Here is a 24077-nt window from a genome sequence, read left to right as displayed (position 1 = left end):
TTATTTTTTAAGTCAAATGAAGTATATGCTGTGTGAAGCGCCTGTTCAATCAGGCGCCGGGGTATTGAACACCAGCAGCTTGCCCGTCGCCCGCTGCACCACCTTGTCGTTCTGATTGAGAGTTTCCATGAGCAGCGTCACCACGCCCCGATCCGGTTTGGAAGCCGAGGGTTCGATGGCCTGTACGGTGCATTTGAGGCGCAATACGTCGTCCGGATAGGTCGGCGTCGGCCAGCTCAACTCGATCCCCAGGCCAATGATCCCGTCCGCCAATGGCACGCTGGCCACCAGCATTTTCATGGTCAGGGCCGCGGTGTTCCAGCCACTGGCCGCCAAGCCCCCGAACAGGCTCAGGCTGGCCGCTTCAGGATCGAGGTGGAAGGGTTGCGGGTCGAACGCCTGGGCAAATGCCAGCATTGCCTGCAGGTCGACGCGAACGGTGTCGCTCTCAAATTTCTGACCCAGGTGCAGGTCGTCCAGGTAGAGCTTTTCCCAGGCATGCACGGTCATGATTCATTCCTCCGTGTTGCATTACGAGTAGCCGATGTCGCTGAGGTCGATCGCCACCAGCAAGGCCCCTGTGTCGGGCTGGCCGTCGGCCCCGCGTCGATAGGCGCGCCGCTTGCCCGGCATGCGCAGCCCGTCTGCCTCAACGTAATCACCCACATACTGGGCGGCAGGCAGGCCGCCACTGATGTCCACCTTGTAGTCGTGGCGCCGCAGCAGAAAGTCCTCGCCGAAGTAGAAATCCTGCACTGCGCAGTGGGTGGCAATGTGCTCGGGAAAGGTCACCCGCAATCGTCGCCAGTGCTGGGTGCCCTCTTGCCAGGGCTCGACTTCTGCGGTGGCGACACCCGGCCAGGTGAACTGGAAAGGCATGGTCAGGTAGGACCACAGCGCGTAACCATTGAAATACGCGCGGTGCAGCGGATCCCAAGGGCTGTTTTCGCCATGGTCGCGGAAGGATTCCCTGGGCGCCGATCGTTCGGCGATGACCTTGCCGCCGGTTCTTTCGATGGCGATTCGATCCGGTGAGAAGGCCGTCAATTGATCAGGCCCGCCAAAGGGGGTGACCGAGGCGCGCTGTTCATGCAGCCAGACCGTCATCTGGCGTGGCGCGCTGTCCTGGGTCAGCCCTTTCATGGCCCAGAGCGAGCCGCCGGTCACGATCGTGGCGTGCACCGTGTTGAACCTGTTCCAGCGTTCCAGCCCGCCATGGGCGATCAATACCTGTTCCAGCAGCTCATTATTTTGCGCACTCACAGTGACTGCCCTCCTCCTTCCGGCGGCCGGTCCTGCACCCACTGCCAGAATAATTGATACCCGACCGCCAACACCACCGGACCGATGAACAGCCCGATGATGCCGCTGGTGACCATGCCGCCCAGCGCGCCGATCAATATCACCGGCATGGGTACATCGACACCGCGGCCCAGCAGCAATGGCTTGAGCACGTTATCCACCAGGCCAGCGACGAAAACATAGATGGCGAAGACGATCGTCGCCGTGCTGGCCCCTTCGGTGGCGAACACAAAGGCGATCACGGGAAGCGTAATCAGGGTCGCCGGCAGTTGCATGATGCCCAGCAACAGCACGGCCAGCGCCAGCAGACCGGCCCCCGGCACACCTTTGAAGACAAATCCGAGGCCCACCAGCAGCATCTGGATGAAGGCGATGCCGACCACCCCCAACGCCACCGCACGGATTGTGGCGGTGCACAGTTCGGCGATTTTCGGACCCTTCACCGGGCCGCTGACGCGCGACGCAATCTGTATCGCACTGCGGCTGCCCTCTTCGCCATAGGCCATGAAGATCCCGGCAATGATCAAGGCGAAAATGAACATCAGGAAACCCATGCCGACGCCGGCAAGCTTGCTCAACAGGTTCAGGCTGGCATGTTTTATCTGCGGCAGGTATTTCGCGGTCAGGTCGGGAAGATCGGTTGAAGCCTGCAGCCAGAATGCCGAGAGGGGTTCGCCGATCAACGGCCAAGTGGCGACTGACGCAGCGGGCGGCGGGATATGAAAATCACCGCCCTTGACGATGTCCATCGAGTGTCCGACCGAATCCGCAATCGAGATGCCCAACAGGTAGATCGGCACCATGAGGACAACGATCGCAACCAGCACGATCAGCGTTGCAACCATGCCATCCTTGCGCCCCAGCGCCCCCTTGAGCCGCGTTTGCAGGGGGTAAAGGGTGACCGCCAGAATCAGCGACCACAGCATCAAGTCGCGGAACGGGGCGAATATCTCGAAGCAGAACAGCACCAGTACGGCGATCAGCCCGGCACGAATCAAAACATCCAGCAGCGTGCGTGAGAGCGCTTTCTCGGAGAGGGACGTGGGCTCCATGGAGGCCTCTTTGCAGATTTGCAAGGTAGGGGATCGGTTAGCCCAGCATAGACCCTCGATGGAGAACGCGCGGTCTCAACGCAGCTTCAGTGGATCGACCAGTTGCGCGGCGATCGCCATGCCCACCAGGTCCGGCAAGGTGCTGGCCTGCATGCGCTTCATCACCCGCGAGCGATACAGATCGACGGTTTTGGCGCTCACCCCCAGTTGCTCGGCGATTTCGCGGGTGGTGTAACCCTGCACCAACGGCAGCAAGACGTCGCGCTCCCGGGGGGTCAAGGTGAGCAAGCGCGCCTGCAAGGCGTCGTGCCCCTGATTGCCCGAACGGTTGGCCGCGCAATTGCTCAGGGCCTGTTGCACGCTGTCCAGCAGCAATTGCTCGTTGTAGGGTTTCTCGATGAAGTCATGGGCGCCGGCCTTGAACGCACGCACCACGATTGGCACATCGGCGTGACCGCTGACGAAGATGATCGGCAGGTTCAGCTCCCGGGCGCGCATTTCTTCCTGCACGTTCAGGCCGCCCATACCGGGCATGCGCACGTCGAGCAGCACGCAGGCATCGAGACTCGCATCACAGGCATTGAGAAACTCCGCGCCACTGGTAAACGGCAACGCCTTGAGCCCAACCGATTCCAGGAGCCAGACCGTTGAATCGAGCATGCCTTGATCGTCGTCGACCACATACACCACGTGCTCAGTCGCACCTGCCATTGCATTATTCCTGTTGTTGTTTTGTCGGACCGGCCAGCGGCAAGCGGCAACTCATCAGCAGCCCGACCGGCTGGCGGCAGGCCTGCAACTCGCCACCGAAACCTTCGATGATGCTGCGGCTCATGGACAGCCCAAGGCCCAGGCCATCGGGCTTGCTGGTGTAGAAGGGGGTGAATATCTGCTCGAGTTCCGGCGCGCTGACGCCGGGGCCTTGGTCCTGCACGCTGATTTCCACCGTCGCGCCACTGCCCTGCCCGGCCGCCATCACGATCAGTGAAGACTGCCCCGGATGCCGTTCGCGGTTGGCGTCGATGGCATTGCGCAGCAAATTGAGCAAGACCTGCTCCAGCAGCACCCGGTCGGCGTAAACCGGCGGCAGATTATCCGGCAGTCGATCCTCGATTGTCACTTGGCAATTGTTCGCTTCCCAGGCGCACAAGCGCACGGCCTCGCGGGCGACGTCGGTGAAATTCAGGGCCTGCATGCGCCGCTGGCCCTTGCGCAGGAAGGCCCGCAAACGCCGGATGACCTCTGAGGCATGGGTCGCGTGGTGGGTGATGCGTTCCAGTCCTTGCGCGACTCTGGCGGCGGCCTGGGGATTGGAGTCCAGCGTCTGCAAATAGCGCTGGCTGGCGTTGGCATAATTGACCACGGCCGCCAGCGGCTGATTGATTTCGTGGGCGATGCCCGAGGCCAGTTCCCCCAGGGTCACCAGCCGCGCGGTGTGTGCCAGTTCGTCCTGATGGCGGCGCTGTTGCACTTCGCGCAGTTCGCGCTCGGTCATGTCCCGCGCCACCAATGAGTAATAGCGCTCGCCGCTGGCGGAACGGTGCGCCAGCAGCACCAGCGATACCGGCACCGAGGTGCCGCCACCCGGGGGTTGCAAGCGGGCATCGGTGCTCCACACCCCGTTGCGCTCGGCGCCGCTCCAGCCGTCGCGTTGCAGGCGGGCCAGGTCGCTGCTGGCGAACAACTGCGCCAGGGTCGGCATCGGCTGTTGCTCGTCGACCCCGAGGATGCGCCGGGCCGCCGGGTTGAGATAAGTGACTTGCCCTTCGGGGTCGATGAACAGCACCGGATCGGTGTTGACCTCGACCACTTCGGCCAGGCGTCGCTTGTTCTCCTCCGCCTGCACCCGGGCGGTGATGTCCCGGGAGACGCTGACCACTTCGACCACCGCCCCGGTGTAGGTTTCGCGAATCGCCCGGCTGGCGGTTTCGAACCACAGGTAATGCCCGTCCCGATGGCGAATGCGATAGGTCATGGTGTGGTAACCGTCCTGCTCCAGGGCGTCCCGCGCGCGCTGCACCAGGCTGGCCAGGCCCTGGCCATGGAACAGGCTCTGGGCCATTTGCCCGCGCAGCTCTTCCGGCCAGTAGCCGAGCAAGGTCCAGGACGCCGGCGACGCGTCGAGAAAGCGCCCGTCCGGGGTGTGTCGGGAAATCAGGTCGGTGGTGTTCTCGATGATCAGCCGGTACAGCCGGCGCGCCTTGGTCGCTTCGCGCTCGGCCAGCACTTGCGCGGTGGCGTCGCGGCAACGGGCGAGTACGCGGTTGTCCTGGGGATCGGGGATAAAGGTCCAGATCAGGATCTGCGCTTCGAACTGGGCCTCGACCCCTTCGATGGCGCGTTGCTGGTCGAGACAGGCGCGCACCAGCACCCGATGATTCACCGGCAGAAAGCCCGGCAGCTCGGTCAGCGGTTTTTCCGCGAGCAGCGCCAGCAGCGCCGCATTGAACTCCAGCGGCCGGCCCCGGGCATCGAGCAACAGACTCGGTTGCGGATCGTGGCCCAACAGCGGCGAGCCGCGCAGCATGCCGTTGACGCTGCTGAGCAAGGTGGTCAGCAAATCCTGGACCCAACCCAGCCAGTCAAGGCTCACGCCCTCGCACACTTGCACCAGCAACAACCCCGGCTGGTCCGGCTGCAAGGCCAGGTCAAATACCTGGCCGTGGCTGATGGCGGCCCGACGCAGGCGGCCGGCCAGCCAGCAATCGAGTTGCCGCACTTGCGCCAGATCCAGCCGCCCCGCCTCGACCAGGCGCTCGAACAGCCGTTGATCGCTGGCTTGCGAAGGGTCTCCCAGGCCCGGTGGAAAATGCTGGGCGGCACCTTCGTGACTGTAGATCCGCGATTTGGCTTGCCAGCTCAGATAGACCGCCCGGCGCACCTCGGGGCATTCCTGCAACGCACGGCACAAGGCATCGGCCCGGGCGGCCAGGGACACACCTTCGCGTTGCAGGCGCAACCAGCTGTGCAATCGAACGGGGGTCAGGGTCATCACGGCTCCTTCGTCAGGGAAGCCAAGGATATACCGGCCTTGGGGGGTTAGGTCGCATTCATTTAGAGCCTCTGGAATCACATATAGTACATATACTATACGCTATAGGTTGTACTTCCATACTGACTGGCGAATGTTATATAAAGCACACCGGACATAAAAAGGTGACCTCAGCGGTGACGCTGCAGGCCACCATAGAGCTAACAATCAGCCACCGAGTACCCGTATATGTCGATCTATGAACAAGGGCTAGGCCCTGCGGCTGTCAATCACATTGCCCTGTCTCCGCTCAGCTTCATCGAGCGCACCGCCAGCGTTTACCCCAACTACCCCGCCGTGATCCACGGCTCGATCCGTCGCACCTGGGCCCAGACCTACACCCGCTGCCGGCGCCTGGCCTCGGCGCTGGCCGGGCGCGGCATCGGCAAGAACGACACGGTGGCGGTGATGCTGCCGAACATTCCCGAGATGCTGGAAGTGCACTTCGGCGTGCCGATGATCGGCGCGGTGCTCAACCCGCTCAACGTGCGCCTGGATGCCGAAGCCATTGCCTTCATGCTGCAGCATGGCGAGGCCAAGGTGCTGATTACCGACCGCGAGTTTCATAGCGTGATCCACGCGGCAATCGGCATGCTGGATCACCCGCCGCTGGTCATCGATGTCAATGATCCCGAGTACGGTGAGGGCGAGGCCGTCAGCGACCTGGACTATGAAGCGCTGCTGGCCGAGGGCGACCCGGCATTCGACTGGCACTGGCCGGTGAACGAATGGCAAGCCATCGCGCTGAACTACACCTCCGGCACCACCGGTAATCCCAAGGGCGTGGTGTACCACCATCGCGGTGCGTACCTGAACGCCTTGGGCAACCAGATGACCTGGGCCATGGGCAACCATCCGGTGTACCTCTGGACCCTGCCGATGTTCCATTGCAACGGCTGGTGCTACCCGTGGACCATCACCGCGCTGGCCGGTGTGCATGTGTTCCTGCGTCGGGTCGATCCGCAGAAAATCCTCACGCTGATCCGTGAGCATCAGATCACTCACCTGTGCGCAGCGCCGATCGTGCTCAATGCCCTGGTCAACATGCCGGAATCGGCGAAGGCGGCCATCGATCACCCGGTCAACGCCATGGTCGCCGGCGCCGCACCGCCGGCCAAGGTGATCGGCGCGGTGGAAGAAATGGGCATCAAGGTCACCCACGTCTATGGCCTGACCGAAACCTATGGCCCGGTGACGCTCTGCGCCTGGCATGCCGAATGGGACGAACTGCCGCTGGAGGAACGGGCGCAGGTCAAATCCCGCCAAGGCGTGCGTTATCCGACGCTCGAAGGCGTGATGGTCGCGGACTCGAAGACCCTGGAACCGACCCCGCGGGACGGTCAGACCATCGGCGAGATCTTCATGCGCGGTAATACCGTGATGAAGGGCTACCTGAAAAATCCGACCGCCACCGCCGAAGCGTTTGAAGGCGGCTGGTTCCACACCGGCGACCTGGCGGTCTGTCATCCCGACGGTTATGTCGAGATCAAGGACCGGCTCAAGGACATCATCATTTCCGGCGGCGAGAACATCTCCACCATCGAACTCGAAGGCGTGCTCTATCGCCATCCGGGCGTGATGGAAGCGGCCGTCGTGGCCCGTCCCGATGAAAAATGGGGGGAAACCCCTTGCGCCTTCATCACCTTGAAGGCCGATCACCAGGACGTGCGCGAGGCCGACATCATCAGTTTCTGCCGCGAACACCTGGCCGGTTTCAAGGTCCCGCGCACGGTGATCTTCACCCTGTTGCCGAAGACGTCCACCGGCAAGATCCAGAAGTACGTCCTGCGCGACAGGGCTAAAGCGCTCTAACCGAATCGACGTTGTAACCACCAGGCGGCAGGTGCCTTTACCTGCCGCTTCGGGCTCGTGCAGGCCGAATTCGGCCCTGCCCTGCCCAACCCACATGCACCGATAACAAAAACAAGGTGGAGCCACCCATGATCGACATCCATTCAACCGATACCCAACGCTGTGAACGTATACGGGCCAACCCGAAATTCCTGCAACTGGTGAGCAGCCGTTCGCGCCTGGCCTGGTCGCTGAGCGCCGCGGTGCTCGTGACGTACTACGCCTTCATGCTGGTAGTCGCGTTCGCCCCGCAATGGCTGCATGCACCGCTCGCCGAGCATCGGATGTTGACCCTGGGCATGCCGGTGGGCGCGGCGATCATCATTTTTTCCTGGCTGCTGACCGGCTGGTACGTCTACAGCGCCAACACCCGTTTCGACGCCCTGGGCGCGGCCATTCTCGAGGAGAGTAAGTGATGACTCCGCTACGTAAACTCATCCTCGCCGCGGCTTGCCTGCTGCCGGCCTCCACGGCGCTCGCGGCACCTGCCCTGGGTGCCGTGGAAAAACAACCGCTGAACCTGCATGCGATCGGCATGTTCTTTGTGTTCGTCCTCGGCACGCTGGCCATTACCTGGTGGGCGGCGCGCCAGACTAAATCCACCTCGGACTTCTACACCGCTGGCGGCGGTATCACCGGGTTCCAGAACGGTCTGGCGATTGCCGGTGACTACATGTCCGCGGCCACGCTGCTCGGGCTGTCCAGCCTGGTATTCGCCAAGGGCTACGATGGCTTCATCTATACCATCGGCTTTTTCGTCGGCTGGCCGATCATCACCTTCCTGATGGCCGAGCGCCTGCGCAACCTGGGGCGCTATACCTTCGCCGACATCGTGTCCTATCGCCTGGACCAGAACAAAGTGCGGATCTTCGCCGCCTTCGGCTCGCTGACGGTGGTGTGCTGCTACCTGATCGTGCAGATGGTCGGTGCCGGCCAGTTGATCAAGTTGCTGTTCGGCCTCGACTACCCGGTAGCCGTAGTGATCGTCGGTGCGTTGATGCTGGTGTACGTGATCTTCGGCGGCATGATCGCCACCACCTGGGTACAGATCATCAAGGCCGTGTTGCTGCTCGCCGGCGGCACGACCCTGGCGGTCATGGCCATGTCGCAGTTCGGTTTCAGCTACGAAGCCCTGGCCACCAAGGCCGTCGAGGCTCACGCCAGCGGCTGGAACATCATGGGCCCCGGCTCGATGCTCGCCGACCCGATCAACACTGCGTCGATGTCCCTGGGCCTGGTGTTCGGCATCGCCGGCCTGCCGCATATCCTGATGCGCTTCTTCACCGTGCCCAACGCCAAGGAAGCCCGCAAGTCGGTGTTCTACGCCACCGGCTTCATCGGCTTCTTCTTCCTGGTGGTGTGCACCCTGGGTTTTGCCGCGATGGTGATCATCGGCACCGACCCGCAGTACTACGTCAACGGTGAAGTCGGCGGCGCCCTGGTGGGCGGCGGCAACATGGTCGCCATGCACCTGGCCAAAGCGGTGGGCGGCAACCTGTTCTTCGGTTTCCTCGCGGCCGTGGCCTTCGCCACCATCCTCGCAGTGGTCTCCGGGCTGGCCCTGGCCGGTGCTTCGGCGATTTCCCATGACCTCTACGCCACCGTGTTCAAGCAAGGCAAGGCCAGCGAGAAACAGGAAATGCGTGTGACCCGCATGGCCACTGTCGGCCTGGGCATCATCGCGATTCTGTTGGGCATCCTGTTCGAGAAGATGAACGTCGCGTTCCTGGTGGGCCTGACCTTCGGCATCGCCGCGTCGACCAACTTCCCGGTGCTGATCATGGCCATGTACTGGAAAGGCCTGACCACCAAGGGCGCGATCATCGGCGGTTTCTCCGGCCTGATTTGCGCGCTGGTCCTGGTGATCCTGTCGCCAGCCGTCTGGGTCACCGTGCTCGGCAATGCCCACGCGATCTTCCCTTACGATCACCCGGCATTGTTCTCCATGCCGCTGGCGTTCCTGGTGATCGTGGTCGTCTCCCGGCTTGACCGCAGCGTGCGCGCCGACAAGGAGCGCGACGCCTACGCCGACCAGTTCGTTCGCGCCCAGACCGGCCTCGGTGCCGCCAGCGCTTCCAGCCACTGACAGACAAGGCACGGCCCGCCACAGCGGCGCCGTGCCCAACCGTCCCATTGAGGTTCACGTTATGCCTGAATTCAACGCCCCGCTGCGCGACATGCGCTTTGTGCTGCATGAAGTGTTCGACGCCCCGGCCCTCTGGGCGCGCCTGCCGGCCCTGGCCGACAGTGTCGACGCCGCCACCGCCGACGCGATTCTCGAGGAGGCCGCCAAAGTCACCTCGCACCTGATTGCCCCCTTGAATCGCAGCGGCGACGAGGAAGGTGCCCAGTGGCAAGACGGCCAGGTCAGCACGCCGATTGGTTTCAAACAGGCGTACGCCACCTACATCGAAGGCGGCTGGGTCGGCCTGTCCGGCAACGCCGATTTTGGCGGCATGGGCATGCCGAAGATGCTCGCGGTGCAGTTCGAGGAAATGCTCTACGGCGCCAATTCCAGCTTCGCCCTGTATTCGGCCTTGAGTTCCGGCGCCTGCCTGGCGCTGGACGCCCATGCCAGCGAGACCCTGAAAAGCCTGTACCTGCCGCCGATGTATGAAGGCCGCTGGGCCGGTTCCATGTGCCTGACCGAAGCCCATGCCGGCACCGACCTGGGGCTGATTCGCACCCGGGCCGAACCCATGGCCGATGGCAGCTTCAGCATCACCGGCAGCAAGATCTTCATCACCGGTGGCGATCAGGACCTGACCGAAAACATCGTGCACTTGGTGCTGGCCAAACTGCCCGACGCGCCGGCTGGCCCGAAAGGCATCTCGCTGTTCGTGGTGCCCAAAGTGCTGGTCAATGCCGACGGTTCCCTCGGCGACCCCAACGCCGTGAGCTGCGGTTCGATCGAACACAAGATGGGCATCAAGGCTTCGGCCACCTGCGTGATGAACTTCGACGGCGCCAGCGGCTGGCTGGTCGGCGAAGCCCACAAAGGCCTGGCGGCGATGTTCACCATGATGAACTACGAACGCCTGTCCATCGGCATCCAGGGCATCGGTTGCGCGCAAGCGTCCTACCAGAGCGCCGTGGCTTACGCCCGTGAACGGGTGCAGAGCCGCGCACCGACCGGAGCCATCGCCCCGGACAAAGTGGCCGACCCGATCATCGTCCACCCCGATGTGCGCCGCATGCTGCTCGGCATGAAAGCCATGACCGAAGGTGGCCGTGCATTTGCCAGCTATGTCGGGCAGCAACTGGACCTGGCGAAATTTTCCGATGACGCCCGGGAACGCGACACCGCGCAAACCCTGGTCGCGCTGCTGACGCCGGTGGCCAAGGCGTTTTTCACCGACACCGGCCTGGAAAGCTGCATCAACGGCCAACAGGTATTCGGCGGCCATGGCTACATCCGCGAATGGGGCCAGGAACAACTGGTACGCGACGTGCGCATCGCGCAGATCTACGAAGGCACCAACGGCATTCAGGCGCTGGACCTGCTCGGTCGCAAAGTGCTGGCCGATAACGGCGTCGCGCTGCGCCAGTTCACCGGCCAGATCCGTCACTTCGCCCAGCAGCCCGACGCGCCCTACTGCGCTCAACTGGTCGATGCCGTGCAGCGCCTGGAAGACTTGAGTGACTGGCTGCAGGACCAGGCCGCGACCAACCGCAACGAAATCGGCGCCGCCTCGGTGGAGTATCTGCACCTGTTCGGCTACGTCGCCTACGCCTGGCTGTGGGCGCGCATGGCTCAGGTCGCCGGGCAGAAACGCGGCGATGACGAGGCGTTTTACGGCGCGAAGATCGCCACCGCCGACTTCTACATCCATCGCCTGCTGCCGCGCATCCTCAGCCTGGAGCAATCCATTCGTGCGGGCAGTGCCTCGCTGTATGGCCTGGCTGCCGAACAGTTTTAACGATTGAACCCACGCGGCGCCACGCTCCTCTCTTTTCGGTGCCTGCGTTTTTTATCGATAAGCCCTCGCCCGTCTGGCGAGGGCTGCGGGACCTGTCTTGGCATAATAAAAACAAAGGGGCTTCACCATGGACCGTAACACCCGCACTCTTACTACCCGACTGCTGCTGGCCGGTGGCGTCATCAGCCTCTCGGCCCCCGCCGCTGCTGACTTTTTCAAGGACAGCAAGGCCAGCCTCGAGCTGCGCAATTTCTACTTCAACCGTGATTATCGCCAGGACAATGCTGCGCAATCCAAACAAGAGGAGTGGGCCCAGGGCTTTCTGCTGCGCTACGAATCGGGCTTCACCGAAGGCTTGATCGGCGTGGGCTTGGATGCGATCGGCCTGGTCGGCGTCAAACTCGACTCCAGCCCCGATCGCGCAGGCTCCGGCCTGCTCAAGCGCCATGGCGACACCCGCAAGGGCGCCCAGGACGAGTACGGCGAACTGGGCCTGACGGCCAAACTGCGCGCCTCCAAAAGCACGCTGAAACTTGGCACCCTGCTGCCCAAGCTACCCACGGTGCTGGCCAACGATTCGCGGCTGTTGCCACAAACCTTCGAAGGCGGCCAGCTGACCTCGCTGGAATTCGAAGGCCTGACCCTGGACGCCGGGCGCCTGACCCAAGTCAACCAGCGTGACTCCTCGGACTACGAGGACATGGGCATCACCCGCACCGGCGCCAAGGGCATCATTACCCGGCAGGCAGCCAGCGACAGCTTCGATTTCGCCAGCCTCAACTACAAATGGACCGGCAACCTGGCCACCGGCTACAGCTACGGTCACCTCGACAACCTCTACAGCCAGCACCTGGTGAACCTGACCTACGTGCTGCCGGTCGCCACCGGCCAGTCGTTGAAAACTGATCTGCGTTACGCCCGCTCCACGGACGATGGCGGCAGCAATGTCGACAATAATGCGATTGGCGCGATGTTCACCTACAGCCTCGGCGGGCATGCGTTCGGCCTCGGTTATCAAGGCATGAGCGGCGACACCGGCTACGCCTACATCAACGGTGCCGATGCGTTCCTGGTCAACTTCGTGCAAATCGGCGACTTCGCCAGCAAGGATGAACAATCCTGGCAGGCCCGTTACGACTACAACTTCGCGGCCCTTGGCGTTCCGGGCCTGACCTTCATGACCCGCTACCTCACCGGTTCCGATATCGACCTGGGCAACAACCGCCCGCAAGGCAAGGAATGGGAGCGCGATACCGATATCGGTTATGTGGTGCAGAGCGGGCCGCTGAAGAATGTCGGGGTGAAATGGCGCAATGCGACGGTGCGCTCGAGCAATTTTGGCAGCGATCTGGATGAGAATCGCTTGATTGTCAGCTATAGCTTGCCGATCTGGTAAGCCGATCCGGGCTGCACAAGGGGGACTCGCTTCACGGCGCAGTCCTTTTTTTGCTGCTGGATTTGCGCTGTGATGGCGGGCCTCTTCGCGAGCAAGCCCGCTCCCACAGTTGACCGAGTTGTTCAGATAGACACGGTCTACTGTGGGAGCGGGCTTGCTCGCGAAGACGGCCTCAAAAGCAATAAAGAGCTCGGCCCTGGCTTCCCTCCCCCGACACCAACCCGCGGCAGTGCCCATAGTAGAGTAAGATGCCTGCTAACCAGGCCCGCCGCGAGACGCCCGCATGACCGATACCACCCCCCGCCTGATCAAGAAATACCCCAATCGCCGCCTGTATGACACCCATACCAGCAGTCACCTGACCCTGGCCGACATCCGCCAGTTGGTCATCGACAAGGTTCCGTTCCAGGTGGTCGATGCCAAGAGCGGCGAGGATCTGACTCGCAGCATTCTGCTGCAAGTGATTCTGGAGGCCGAAAGCGGCGGCGAGCCGATCTTCAACAGCGAAATGCTGATGGGGATTATCCAGTTCTACGGTCCTTATCAGGGCGTGCTCGGCAGCTACCTGGACGAGAGCATCAAGACCGTGATCGACATCCAGTCCCAGACCGGCGCGCAATCGTCAGTAGCCTGGAGTGCGTTCATGCACCAGCAGACACCGGTGATGCAGGACCTGATGCGTCAGTATGTCGATCAATCAAAGGCACTGTATCTGAACACCCAGAACATGTTCGGCCTGTTCGGCGTCAAGCCGGATGCCAAAAACGGACCGAAAAAAAATGGCGATGGGGAATAAACCCATCGCCATCGGTGCAGCTGAGCTAATTTGACTTACTTGTTACCGGTCTTGGCGCTGGCGTCTGGCGCCGCCTTGGTGGCTGCGGCAGTCGCTTCGGCGAAAGTGTTCTGAGCCACATCGCTAGCCTGTTTTGCCGCTTTCTGTGCGTTTTCAAACGCGGTGCCGGCGTTTGCCAGGCCCGACTTGAACGCCGCCACTACTGGCTCGGAGCCGGCTGGTGCGTTTTTGCTGATCGTCTCAACGAACTCTTGCACCAGCTGGGTGCCGGCTTCGACCTGGCTTGTAGCCAGCTTGGCGATGTCCGACTGGGTGCCCACGATCAGCGCCTGAACCTGGCGATTGAACTCGGTCAGGCGTTCGGTCTGCTTGTTTGGCTGGGTGAAAGAAGCCTGCAGCTCGGCGAAACCTTGTGGATCGCGCACGGCCAGCAGCTTGCGAACACCTTCGAACTGCTCCTCGGCGGACTCGCGCAGGGCCTTGAACTGCAACTGGCTGAGTTGTTCAACGCTAGCGAAGACTTTGCCGCTGATTTGCTGCAAAAGGTCGAGGTTGGCTTTCTGAGTGGCTTGCAGTTTTTCCGAGTTGAAAAAAGACATGCTTGAATCTCCTGGTACTGGAAGGCCCAGATGGGCCAAAGGACGCGATAGCGATCCTGCCAGACATCGCGTTAGACTTCATATTGCAGTGCACAAAAACTTTTGGCAACCTCTTTTTTGTGCAGTGCAAAATAAACCTTGTCAGCCCTGCCGTTGATAGCGCTAAACTCTCAACCATCAAACAGCTCGTCCAATCTTGTTTACCGAAAGGGCTTGGATGCGCTGCTCCCCCTATAAGGTGTAAGGAGATTATGATGGGCCATGATGACAATATTGCGATGCGTGATGAACGGCTTTCATCAGCCACAGGGCTGTTCGAACACCTGAATCACTTGCAACGCCTCAATACCCGCAACGTTCTCGACGCCGTACAAAAACGCCAGGCGAAAACCTTCGCTCCGTCAAGCCTGGGGCAACTCAGACAACCCACGGCGGCTGACTGGCAGGACTACTTCACTGACCTCGGCCAACGCAGCGTGCTGTTCTGGGACACCTTGCGTCAGCGCGGCGACAACACCCTGGCCCATGAACGGGCCGGCTATCCACTGTTGCTCAAATTCGATCATGAAACCCTGGTCGCCGGTGCCGACCTGTCCCGCCCGGTCAATTACTCGCTGCTGCAGGTCTTCGGCGGCTCCGGCAAACCGATCGACGACAATAAACCGCCAGTGATCATCATCGATCCACGGGGCGGTCATGGCTCGGGCATCGGCGGTTTCAAACAGGATTCGGTCATCGGCGAAAGCCTGCGGGCCGGTCATCCCACCTATTTCATCGCCTTCAGCCACTCGCCAAGCCCCGGGCAAACCCTCGCGGACATTACCGCCGCCCAGGCCCGGTTCATCGAAGTCGTCAGCGCCCGGCATCCCGCCAGCAGCAAACCGGTGGTGATCGGCAATTGCCAGGCAGGTTGGGCCTTGATGGGGTTGGCAGCCTCCCGGCCGGAGTTGCCGGGGCTGATCATCGTCAATGGCGCGCCGTTGTCCTACTGGGCCGGCGTCAATGGGCGCAATCCGATGCGCTACACCGGCGGCTTGCTGGGGGGCGGCTGGATGGCGCGCCTGGGCAGTGACCTGGGCAATGACCGTTTCGACGGCACCTGGCTGGTGAGCAATTTCGAAAGCCTCGACCCGGCGCACAGCTGGTGGGGCAAGTACTATCACCTGTTCAGCGAAGTCGACAGCGAGGCCGAGCGCTTTCTGGATTTCGAGCGCTGGTGGGGCAGCCCGACGCTGCTCAACAGTGAAGAAATCGAGATGATTGTCGACGACCTGTTCATCGGCAATCGGTTGTCCGGCGGCCTGGGGCGCAAGAGCAGCGGGCTGGATCTCAAACGCATCAAAGTGCCGGTGGTGGTGTTCTGCTCCTATGGCGACAACATCACGCCGCCGCAACAGGCGCTGGACTGGATCACCGACGTCTACCCCAGCGATTTCGCCCTGCAAAGTGCCGGGCGCACCATCGTTTACCTGCGCCATGCCAGCATCGGGCACCTGGGCATCTTCGTTTCCGGTGAAGTGGCCCGGCGCGAGCACCGGGAACTGCTCGGCGCGGTCGATACCATCAATGCCTTGCCGGCTGGACTGTATGAAATGCTGATCGAAGACCTGCCAGAAAACTCGGCAACACCCTATGCCGTGCGTTTCGAACCGCGGCGGATCGCCGACATCCATGGCGACGAGCCGCCGCGCCGTGACGACGATCGCGAATTCGCCCTGGTCGAACGCGCTTCCGCCCTCAACAACAGCCTTTACGACGGCTTCATACGCCCGTGGTTGCGGCAGTGGATCAACGAACCGGGCGCGGAACTGATCCGCCGCTCGCACCCCTTCCATCAGCAGCAAGTGATGTGGAGCAGTTTGAACCCGGCCTTGTGGTGGTTGGCCGCCAGTGCCTCCCAGGTGACCAAGGGTCGTCAGCCCGTCAATCCGGACAACCCTCTTCTGGCCTGGCAGGCTTTGTTCTCCAACCAGATTCAGGACGCCCTGGACAGTTATCGTGATCTGCGCGATGCCACCCAGGAGCTGTGTTTCTACGGTATCTATGGCGTATTGAACCGCCTCACCGGTAATGCACCCGGACGAAATCTGCAGGCTCATGCCGAGCAGCACGACAAGCTGCTGATCGAACGCCTGCAGGACGCCCTGCCCCTGGGCGGCTTGATGGAAGCCTTGATCCGCATCCTGTTTCTGCTGGGCCGCCACAGCAACGAGCCCGGCCAGCAAAGCGTCGAGAAACTGATCCGGCAATTGCAGGTGCCGCTGCCGGATCACAGTGCCGGGCCAATTGACCTGCGCGAAACCTTGAGCCTGCAGAAACTGCTGGTCGCCACCTATCCGCAGGAAAGCGTGCAAAGCCTGCTTTTGATGCTGCCCGAGACCGAAGAACGCCAGCAAGTGTTGGCGGCGGTGGCCAATCTGCTGCCGGAACTGCTGACCGCCAGCGGGGCTGAAAATCCCTTCTGGCGTGAACTGCACACGCTGCTAGAAGTCCCTTTGCCAGGTTTCAGCACGACCCAAGCGTCAGGTGAAGCCAAAGCCGTCAAGCAGGAAATACCGGTGGTAACACCTGAGCCGATCAAACAAAAAACGCCCGTGGTAACGCTTGAGCCAGTCAAGCAACAAGATCCTGTGGTAACACCCGAGCCGGTCAAGCAACAAGATCCTGTGGTCACGCCTGAGCCAGTCAAGCAACAAGATCCTGTGGTCACGCCTGAGCCGGTCAAGCAACAAGATCCCGTGGTAACGCTTGAGCCGGTCAAGCAACAAGATCCTGTGGTCACGCCTGAGCCGGTCAAGCAACAAGATCCCGTGGTAACGCTTGAGCCAGTCAAGCAACAAGATCCCGTGGTAACGCCTGAGCCGGTCAAGCAACAAGATCCTGTGGTAACACCCAAGCCAGTCAAGCACAAAGCTGCAGGGGTTACACCTCGGCCAGCCGAGCAAAAAGCGCCCGTGGTCACATCGCAGCCAGTCAAGCCAAAAAGCCCGGTGGCGACACCTGAGCCGATCAAGCAGGAAGACCCGGTCGTAGCGACCCAGTCGATACCAACCAGGCCGACCGAGCAAAAAATCCCGGAGGTGCTTCCCAAGCTCATCGACAAAGCCGTGAGTCCGGCGCGCCCCTCTCCCAAGGGCAAAAAAGGCGCGAAAAAACCTTCGACCAAATAGCCTCGATCACCGACGAGAACCGCGTCACCCCGGCGCGGTTTCCTCGATCTCGAACGATGCATTGGCCCGATATTGACCGGGGGTCATGCCGAACCAGCGGCTGCAGGCTTTATTGAAACTGCTGTGGTCATGGAAACCAAGGAGATACGCCACATGCTTCATGTTGAAGTGAGAATGGCGCAGGTAGAAATCGGCCAGTTGCCGGCGCACGGCGTTCTGCACGTCCTTGAATTGGGTTCCGTCTTTTTCCAGGGCGCGTTGCAGGGTGCGCTTGCTGAGGTTCAATGCAGCGGCGATCGACTCCATGTCGCATTGCCCCTGGCCGTGACTCAAACGCTCGGTGAGCAGCGCGCGGATTTTGCCGACGATGGAGAAGCCACAGATCGAATCCAGCTGCGCCTCGGCGAAACTGTCATGCAGTACCGCCAGCGCCTCGTTGGCCATGCTCAACGGACGCAGCAGTTCCTGGCCGTCAAACAGAATGCTGTCGTAGGCCGAACCAAATTGCAGGTCGCAGCCAAACAGCCGCTGATGCTCGGACGTGTCTCGCGGTTCGGGATAGCTGAATTCCACACTCAGCGGCTGCGGCAACGTACCGTCGCCCAGCCAGCGGCAGAAGCCAAGCAGGGACGCCAGCCCGGCATCGGCATATTGCCGAGGCTTGATCGAGCCGGACTGTTGATGATCGAGCGAGGCCATTCGGTAATGCTCCAGCTCCGGGACAAAAAACAGGCTGAATCCGGTGCCGATCAAGGGGCTGAACCGCACCAGGCGTTCAAGCGCCCTTTTCAGGTTCAGGCTCGACATCATGGTGTAACCGACAATCTGAAAAGTGCCGGGATGAAAATGGCCGTAGGCTTTCAAACCGATGTCGGGATCGCCGCTGGCCTGGGCCGCCAGTTGCCAAAGCCGATAGATCGCCCTTCGCTCGCACAACGCTCCCGGCGTGTGCGCGATGTTCAGGTCCAGTCCAGCCTCCTGACACAGGTTGGCGACATCCAGTCCTTCCGCGGACAGCGTAGTGACCAGCACGTTGGCGTAACCGGAACTCATTCTGTACATGGCGTCCTCATTGACCTGTGGAACCGAACGTCCTGTCCGGAGCCATAACTGATCTGCGTTAAAACAACATACTAACCGGCGATTCAATCTGAAGAATTGATCCCAGTATAGGTACTGCTCATTTTTTGCCACGGGACAGAAAATCCTGCTTGGCACCGTTGGACACTAGACCGTCACCTCCCAACACTTCCGCACACCTCGCGAATACCGAACAATCACCCCCCATCTTGCAACGCAAATAACAGAAAGGAAAAGAGTGTATGGAATCGCTTGGTCGTATTGCGTTGGTTACTGGCGGTATGGGTGGGATCGGCACAGCAATTTGTCAGCGCCTGCACAAGGAAGGCTTCAAGGTTATCGTGGGCTGCAGCTCGGATTCCGCCCGCAAGAATGAATGGGCAGCGAGCCAGCTGGCGGCGGGTTATCAGTTTGAATTCATCTACGGCGACATCACCGACTGGGAGTCCACCCGCAAGGCTTTCGAGATGGCCCGTGAACAATTCGGTCCGGTGGATGTACTGGTCAACAATGCCGGCATCACCCGTGACGCCTCTTTCCGCAAAATCACTCCGGAAGACTGGAACGCCGTAATCAACACCAACCTCAACGGCATGTTCAACACCACCAAACAGGTGATTGAAGGCATGTTGTCCAAGGGCTGGGGCCGGGTCATCAACATCTCCTCGATCAACGGTCAGCGTGGCCAGTTCGGCCAGACCAACTACAGCGCGGCCAAAGCCGGCATCCACGGCTTCACCATGGCCCTGGCCCGTGAAGTCTCAGGCAAGGGCGTGACCGTCAACACCGTCTCCCCTGGCTATATCCAGACCAGCATGACCGCGGCCATCCGCCAGGACATTCTCGACACCATGATCGCGGCCACCCCGGTCGGTCGCCTCGGCCAACCCGAAGAAATCGCCTCGATCGTGGCCTGGCTGGCATCCGATGAATCGGGCTACAGCACCGGCGCCGACTTCTCGGTCAATGGCGGCATGAACATGCAATAAGCCTGTCAGGGCATGGACGCCCTGCTCCCGCTTGACACAATTCTGATGAGGTTTTGCATGAACGAAGTCGTAATCGTTGCCGCTACACGTACCGCCATTGGCAGTTTTCAAGGTGCCCTGTCCGCCATTCCCGCCACCGAACTGGGCGCGGCGGTGATTCGTCGCCTGCTCGAACAGACCGGTATCGATGCCGCGCAGATCGACGAAGTGATCCTCGGCCAGGTGCTGACCGCAGGCTCCGGGCAAAACCCGGCACGCCAGACGGCGATCAATGCCGGCCTGCCCCACACCGTCCCTGCCCTGACCCTGAACAAAGTCTGCGGCTCCGGCCTCAAGGCCGTCCAGCTCGCAGTCCAGGCGATCCGTTGCGGCGACGCCGAGCTGGTGATTGCCGGCGGCCAGGAAAACATGAGCCTGGCACCTTATGTGTTGCCCAAGGCACGCACTGGCCTGCGCATGGGTCATGCGCAACTGCAGGACAGCCTGATCCAGGATGGCTTGTGGGATGCGTTCAACGACTACCACATGGGCATCACCGCCGAGAACCTGGCCAGCAAGTATGAGCTCAGTCGCGAAGACCAGGACGCCTTTGCCGCGGCCTCGCAGCAGAAAGCCTCTGCAGCCATCGAAGGCGGTTATTTCAAGGCTGAAATCACCCCGATCCTGATTCCCCAGCGCAAGGGCGATCCGCTGGTCTTCGACACCGATGAACAACCGCGCCCGGGCAGCACGCTCCAGGCCTTGAGCAACCTCAAGCCCGCGTTCCTGAAAACCGGCAGCGTCACCGCCGGCAACGCGTCGACCCTCAACGACGGCGCCGCCGTGCTGATGCTGGCCAGCGCCGCCAAGGCCGAAGCCCTCGGCTTGCCGGTATTGGCGCGCATCAAGGCTTATGCCAGTGCTGGCGTCGACCCGTCGATCATGGGCATCGGCCCGGTGCCTGCCACCCGCCTGGTCTTGACCAAGGCCGGCTGGAACCTGGACGACCTGGACCTGATCGAAGCCAACGAAGCGTTCGCCGCGCAGTCACTGGCCGTCGGCAAGGAACTGGGCTGGGACATGGACAAGGTCAACGTCAACGGTGGCGCGATTGCCCTCGGTCATCCGATCGGTGCATCGGGCGCGCGAATCCTGGTGTCGCTGGTGCATGAGCTGATTCGTCGCGATGGCAAAAAAGGCCTGGCCACCTTGTGCATCGGTGGCGGCCAGGGTGTCAGCCTGGTGATCGAGCGCTAGGCACACCGAACGGCTTGCTTGGTTGCAGATGCGGCGCCGAAGTCCGGCGTCGCAATTTTTTTTGTCCGGTTTTTTTTCAGGTGGGCAGGGAGTTCCATGGACAATAACGCACACACTTTCAACACCTTCTGGTCAGGCCAGGTTCCGTTCAGTGCCTCCTTTGCGGTGCAACAATTACGTCTGTGGGTCGCCACCAACCCCTGGTTCACCGGGCAGGACTACAACGCCTGGTTCGATCTGCCACGCAGTACCCTGGATAGCCTCCAATCGGATTATCAGCAGCAATGGGCTGAACTCGGCCAGCGTCTGCTGACCGGCCAGGCCTTTACCTTCGACGACCGCCGGTTTGCCAGCGGTAACTGGAGCCAGCCGTTGTTCGGCTCCCTCGCGGCGTTTTACCTGCTCAATGCCGGTTTCCTGCTGAAGCTGCTCGATCAGCTGCCGATCAATGACAAGAAACCACGCCAGCGTCTGCAGTACTTGGTGGAGCAAGCGATCGCCGCCAGTGCGCCGAGCAATTTCCTGGCCAGCAACCCCGATGCACTGCAACGGTTGGTCGATACCCAAGGCAGCAGCCTCCTCACCGGCCTGATGCACCTGGCCAGCGACCTGCAGGAAGGCAAGATGCGCCAGTGCGACGCCGGCGCTTTCAAAGTGGGCGTCGACCTGGCCAACACCCCAGGCGAAGTGGTCTTCGAGAACGAACTCTTCCAGCTCATCCAGTACCGTCCGCAAAGCGAAACCCAGTTCCGGCGCCCGATGTTCATCGTTCCGCCATCGATCAACAAGTACTACATCCTCGACCTGCGCCCCGACAACTCGATGGTTCGCCATCTGTTGCAGCAAGGCCACCCGGTGTTTCTGATGTCCTGGCGCAACTTCGACCAGACGCTCGCCGGCACCACCTGGGATGACCTGGTCGAAACCGCCGTTATCAAAGGCCTGCAAGTGACCCGCGAGATCAGCGGCGAGCCACGGCCCAATTGCATGGGTTTCTGCATCGGTGGCACGCTGCTGAGTTCGGCGCTGGCCGTATTGGCGGCCCGCGGTGACAAGGAAATCGGCAGCGTCAGCCTGCTGACCACTTTCCTCGATTACCGCGATACCGGTGCGATCGATATCTTCGTCGACGAGAAACTGGTAGCCCAACGCGAGCGCACCATTGGCGGCCTGAACGGCCCCATCGGCCTGTTCAAGGGCGAGGACATGGGCAATACCTTCTCGCTGCTGCGCCCCAACGAACTGTGGTGGAACTACAACGTCGACAAATACCTCAAGGGGCAGAAACCGATCCCGCTGGATCTGCTGTTCTGGAACAACGACAGCACCAACCTGCCGGGACCGATGTACTGCTGGTACGTGCGCCATACCTATTTGCAAAACGACCTGAAATCCGGTGAGCTGGATTGCTGCGGGGTCAAGTTGGACCTTGGCGCCATCGACGCCCCGGCCTACATCCTCGCCACCCATGACGACCACATCGTGCCATGGAGGAGCGCTTACGCCAGTACCGAATTGCTGTCCGGAACCAAGCGATTCGTATTGGGTGCCTCGGGGCATATCGCGGGCGTGATCAATCCTCCGGCCAAGGAAAAACGCCACTACTGGACCAACGAACAAGTCCCCCAGGACCCTCAAAGCTGGTTCGACAATGCCCAACAGCATCCAGGCAGTTGGTGGAACGATTGGTTCGTCTGGCTGGCCGAGCAAGCCGGGGAGCGCCAGCCTTCGGTGCTGCAGACCGGTAACGCGCAGTACCCGGCGCTGGAATCGGCACCCGGGCGTTACGTGATGCAATGACCGTCAGCCCCGCGCGTTAACCTCAGCGCGAGGGGTGAAGGTGCCGCCATCTTCGCGAGCAGGCTCGCACAGGGATTGAGGGCGCCTTGCATGCCTGGCACCGTCCCAATGTGGGAGCGGGCTTGCTCGCGAAAGCGGTCTGTCTGTCACTGCGATGTTGAATGGGCCGCCGCCTTCGCGAGCAAGCCCGCTCCCACAGGGGTTGCGGGTGTCTGGGAGATGTGTGCCTAGCACCTTGCCAATGTGTGCGAGCCTGCTCGCGAAAGCGGTCTGTCTGTCACTGCGATGTTGAATGGGCCGCCGCCTTCGCGAGCAAGCCCGCTCCCACAGGGGTTGCGGGTGTCTGGGAGATGTGTGCCTGGCACCCTGCCAATGTGTGAGCGAGCCTGCTCGCGAAAGCGGTCTGTCTGTCACTGCGATGTCGGATCTGCCACCGTCTTCGCTGGCAAGCCAGCTCCTGCAGGGGCTTGGCTGCCTGCCCGTCGATGTTGATGTCGCCTGATCCACCGCCTTCGCAAGCAAGCTCGCTCCTACAGGGGCTTGGCGCTTATCATGTCTGCCGAAATAATCCCGGCCTTTATGAGATGAGCATGACTTTCGATTTTGATCAGGTGTTCGACCGCCATGACACCGGCAGTACCAAATGGAGCCGTTACCCGGCCGACGTGTTGCCGATGTGGGTCGCCGACATGGACTTCGCCGCGCCGCCGGTGATCATCCAGGCCCTGCAAAAACGTCTGGAACATCCATTGCTCGGCTACAGCGTGGCGCAGGATGACTTGCGCGACGCCATCGTTGCCGACCTGTGGAAGAAGTACGCCTGGCGCGTCGAGCCCCAGGAGCTGATCTTCCTGCCGGGCGTGGAGTCGGGCTTCAACATGGCCCTGCACGCGCTGGTCCGGCCGCAACAGAATGTCGTGGTCCAGACCCCCAACTACCCGCCGTTGCGCCATGCGCCGGGGCATTGGGGGCTGAACAAGGTCGAACTGGGTTTCGACGCGTTGCCTGACGGTACCTATGCCACGCCGCTGCACGCCTTGCGCCATTCCCTGCAAGGCGGCGGCGCCCTGCTGTTGAGCAACCCGCATAACCCGCTGGGCAAGGTATTCCCGCGGGAAGAACTGCAAGCGGTAGCGGATATCTGCCTGGAACAGGACGCCTGGATCATCTCCGACGAGATCCACGCCGAACTGTGCTTCGACGGGCGTGTGCATCTGCCGATCGCCACCCTGGGCCCGGACATCGCCAAGCGCACCATCACCCTGATGTCGGCGAGCAAGGCCTATAACATTGCCGGGCTGAAAACCTCGTTCATGATCATTCAGGACAAAGCCGTGCGCGAGCGGGTCAATCACGCGCGCTGCGGCCTGGTCGACAGCGTCAACCCGCTGGGCCTGGAAGCCACCCGCATCGCCTGCAGCGAAGCCGGACCCTGGCTGGCCGGGCTCATGACTTATCTGCAAGGCAACCGCGATTACCTGGTCGACGCGGTTCGTACCCGGTTGCCGGGCGTCACCCTGAACGTGCCGCAGAGCACGTATCTGGCGTGGCTCGATTGTTCGGCGCTGGGGCTGGACAACCCGCAGCAGTTCTTCCTCGAACAGGCCAAGGTCGGGCTCAGCGCCGGCCTGGATTTCGGCGATGACAGCCAACAGTTCGTGCGCCTGAATTTTGGCTGCCCGCGCGCGTTGCTGGAAGAAGGCATTGCGCGGATGGAGCACAGTTTGCGCAATCGCAAGGCCTGACACGCCCCTCAAGGCAACGCAAATCCCCTGTGGGAGCGAGCTTGCTCGCGATGGCGGCCTTACAGTCAACAATTGTGTTGAATGTGATGGCCTCATCGCGAGCAAGCTCG

At 61.6% G+C, this 24077-nt stretch carries 18 protein-coding genes; 11 read left to right on the top strand and 7 right to left on the bottom strand.

Annotated features, from left to right (window positions below):
• Positions 1-45: 45 nt before the first annotated feature.
• From F8N80_RS07710 to F8N80_RS07690, 5 genes are all read right to left on the bottom strand, one after another.
• Positions 46-510: a MaoC family dehydratase gene (locus tag F8N80_RS07710; RefSeq protein ID WP_150747782.1), complete on the bottom strand. Its 465-nt coding sequence runs from the start codon at positions 508-510 to the stop codon at positions 46-48.
• A 21-nt stretch (positions 511-531) separates the two neighbouring features.
• Positions 532-1263, bottom strand: a complete 732-nt coding sequence (locus F8N80_RS07705) for a hypothetical protein (protein WP_150747781.1) — start codon at positions 1261-1263, stop codon at positions 532-534.
• Positions 1260-2354, bottom strand: a complete 1095-nt coding sequence (locus F8N80_RS07700) for an AI-2E family transporter (RefSeq protein ID WP_150747780.1) — start codon at positions 2352-2354, stop codon at positions 1260-1262. The genes F8N80_RS07705 and F8N80_RS07700 overlap by 4 nt, the downstream gene beginning before the upstream one ends.
• Positions 2355-2429: 75 nt before the next feature.
• A complete protein-coding gene (locus tag F8N80_RS07695; protein ID WP_150747779.1) occupies positions 2430-3065 on the bottom strand; it encodes a response regulator transcription factor in 636 nt (211 codons plus the stop codon).
• Between the two features lie 4 nt (positions 3066-3069).
• Complete coding sequence (locus F8N80_RS07690) at positions 3070-5346, bottom strand: PAS domain-containing sensor histidine kinase (RefSeq protein WP_150783619.1); 2277 nt, start codon at positions 5344-5346, stop codon at positions 3070-3072.
• Positions 5347-5574: 228 nt separating this feature from the next.
• On the opposite strand from F8N80_RS07690, the gene F8N80_RS07685 reads away from it, so the two are divergent.
• The 6 genes from F8N80_RS07685 (at position 5575) to phaR (ending at position 13348) form a co-directional block, all read left to right on the top strand.
• Entirely contained in the window at positions 5575-7197 is a 1623-nt protein-coding gene (locus tag F8N80_RS07685; protein WP_150747708.1) for an acyl-CoA synthetase, read from the top strand.
• A gap of 128 nt (positions 7198-7325) precedes the next feature.
• Positions 7326-7652: a DUF485 domain-containing protein gene (locus F8N80_RS07680; RefSeq protein ID WP_150747707.1), complete on the top strand. Its 327-nt coding sequence runs from the start codon at positions 7326-7328 to the stop codon at positions 7650-7652.
• Complete coding sequence (locus F8N80_RS07675) at positions 7652-9322, top strand: cation acetate symporter (protein ID WP_150747706.1); 1671 nt, start codon at positions 7652-7654, stop codon at positions 9320-9322. The genes F8N80_RS07680 and F8N80_RS07675 overlap by 1 nt, the downstream gene beginning before the upstream one ends.
• Positions 9323-9383: 61 nt before the next feature.
• Positions 9384-11156 carry an acyl-CoA dehydrogenase C-terminal domain-containing protein gene (locus tag F8N80_RS07670; protein ID WP_150747705.1) on the top strand — a complete coding sequence of 591 codons (1773 nt, stop codon included), beginning with the start codon at positions 9384-9386 and terminating at the stop codon, positions 11154-11156.
• Between the two features lie 127 nt (positions 11157-11283).
• Complete coding sequence (locus F8N80_RS07665; RefSeq protein ID WP_150783618.1) at positions 11284-12552, top strand: OprD family porin; 1269 nt, start codon at positions 11284-11286, stop codon at positions 12550-12552.
• A 283-nt stretch (positions 12553-12835) separates the two neighbouring features.
• Positions 12836-13348 carry a polyhydroxyalkanoate synthesis repressor PhaR gene (gene phaR / locus F8N80_RS07660; RefSeq protein WP_150747704.1) on the top strand — a complete coding sequence of 171 codons (513 nt, stop codon included), beginning with the start codon at positions 12836-12838 and terminating at the stop codon, positions 13346-13348.
• Between the two features lie 35 nt (positions 13349-13383).
• On the opposite strand, the gene phaP is transcribed toward phaR, so the two are convergent.
• Positions 13384-13947, bottom strand: coding sequence for a TIGR01841 family phasin (gene phaP, locus F8N80_RS07655; RefSeq protein ID WP_150747703.1), 564 nt, complete (start codon positions 13945-13947; stop codon positions 13384-13386).
• A 254-nt stretch (positions 13948-14201) separates the two neighbouring features.
• Here phaP and F8N80_RS07650 point away from each other — a divergent pair, with 254 nt between their 5' ends.
• A complete protein-coding gene (locus F8N80_RS07650) occupies positions 14202-17117 on the top strand; it encodes a DUF3141 domain-containing protein (RefSeq protein WP_224790659.1) in 2916 nt (971 codons plus the stop codon).
• Between the two features lie 24 nt (positions 17118-17141).
• Here the strand turns inward: F8N80_RS07650 and F8N80_RS07645 are convergent, their stop codons facing one another.
• Positions 17142-18179: an AraC family transcriptional regulator gene (locus F8N80_RS07645; RefSeq protein WP_150747702.1), complete on the bottom strand. Its 1038-nt coding sequence runs from the start codon at positions 18177-18179 to the stop codon at positions 17142-17144.
• Between the two features lie 260 nt (positions 18180-18439).
• Between F8N80_RS07645 and phbB the strand changes: the two genes are divergently transcribed.
• The 4 genes from phbB to F8N80_RS07620 all read left to right on the top strand — a co-directional run bounded on the left by phbB (position 18440) and on the right by F8N80_RS07620 (position 23967).
• Positions 18440-19186, top strand: coding sequence for an acetoacetyl-CoA reductase (gene phbB, locus F8N80_RS07640; protein ID WP_150747701.1), 747 nt, complete (start codon positions 18440-18442; stop codon positions 19184-19186).
• Between the two features lie 57 nt (positions 19187-19243).
• Entirely contained in the window at positions 19244-20422 is a 1179-nt protein-coding gene (locus F8N80_RS07635) for an acetyl-CoA C-acetyltransferase (protein WP_150747700.1), read from the top strand.
• 96 nt (positions 20423-20518) lie between these two features.
• Positions 20519-22222 (top strand): class I poly(R)-hydroxyalkanoic acid synthase, encoded by a 1704-nt coding sequence (phaC, locus tag F8N80_RS07630; protein WP_150747699.1) that lies wholly within the window; start codon positions 20519-20521, stop codon positions 22220-22222.
• 590 nt (positions 22223-22812) lie between these two features.
• The gene (locus tag F8N80_RS07620; protein WP_150747698.1) at positions 22813-23967 is read left to right on the top strand and encodes a MalY/PatB family protein; all 1155 of its coding nucleotides are present in this window, start codon (positions 22813-22815) and stop codon (positions 23965-23967) included.
• Positions 23968-24077: the final 110 nt, after the last annotated feature.

This window comes from Pseudomonas fluorescens (assembly GCF_902497995.1).
In the GTDB taxonomy this organism is placed as follows: domain Bacteria; phylum Pseudomonadota; class Gammaproteobacteria; order Pseudomonadales; family Pseudomonadaceae; genus Aquipseudomonas; species Aquipseudomonas fluorescens_BK.
Note: the sequence above shows the minus strand (reverse complement) of the source record. Positions and strands in the feature narration are given on the sequence as shown.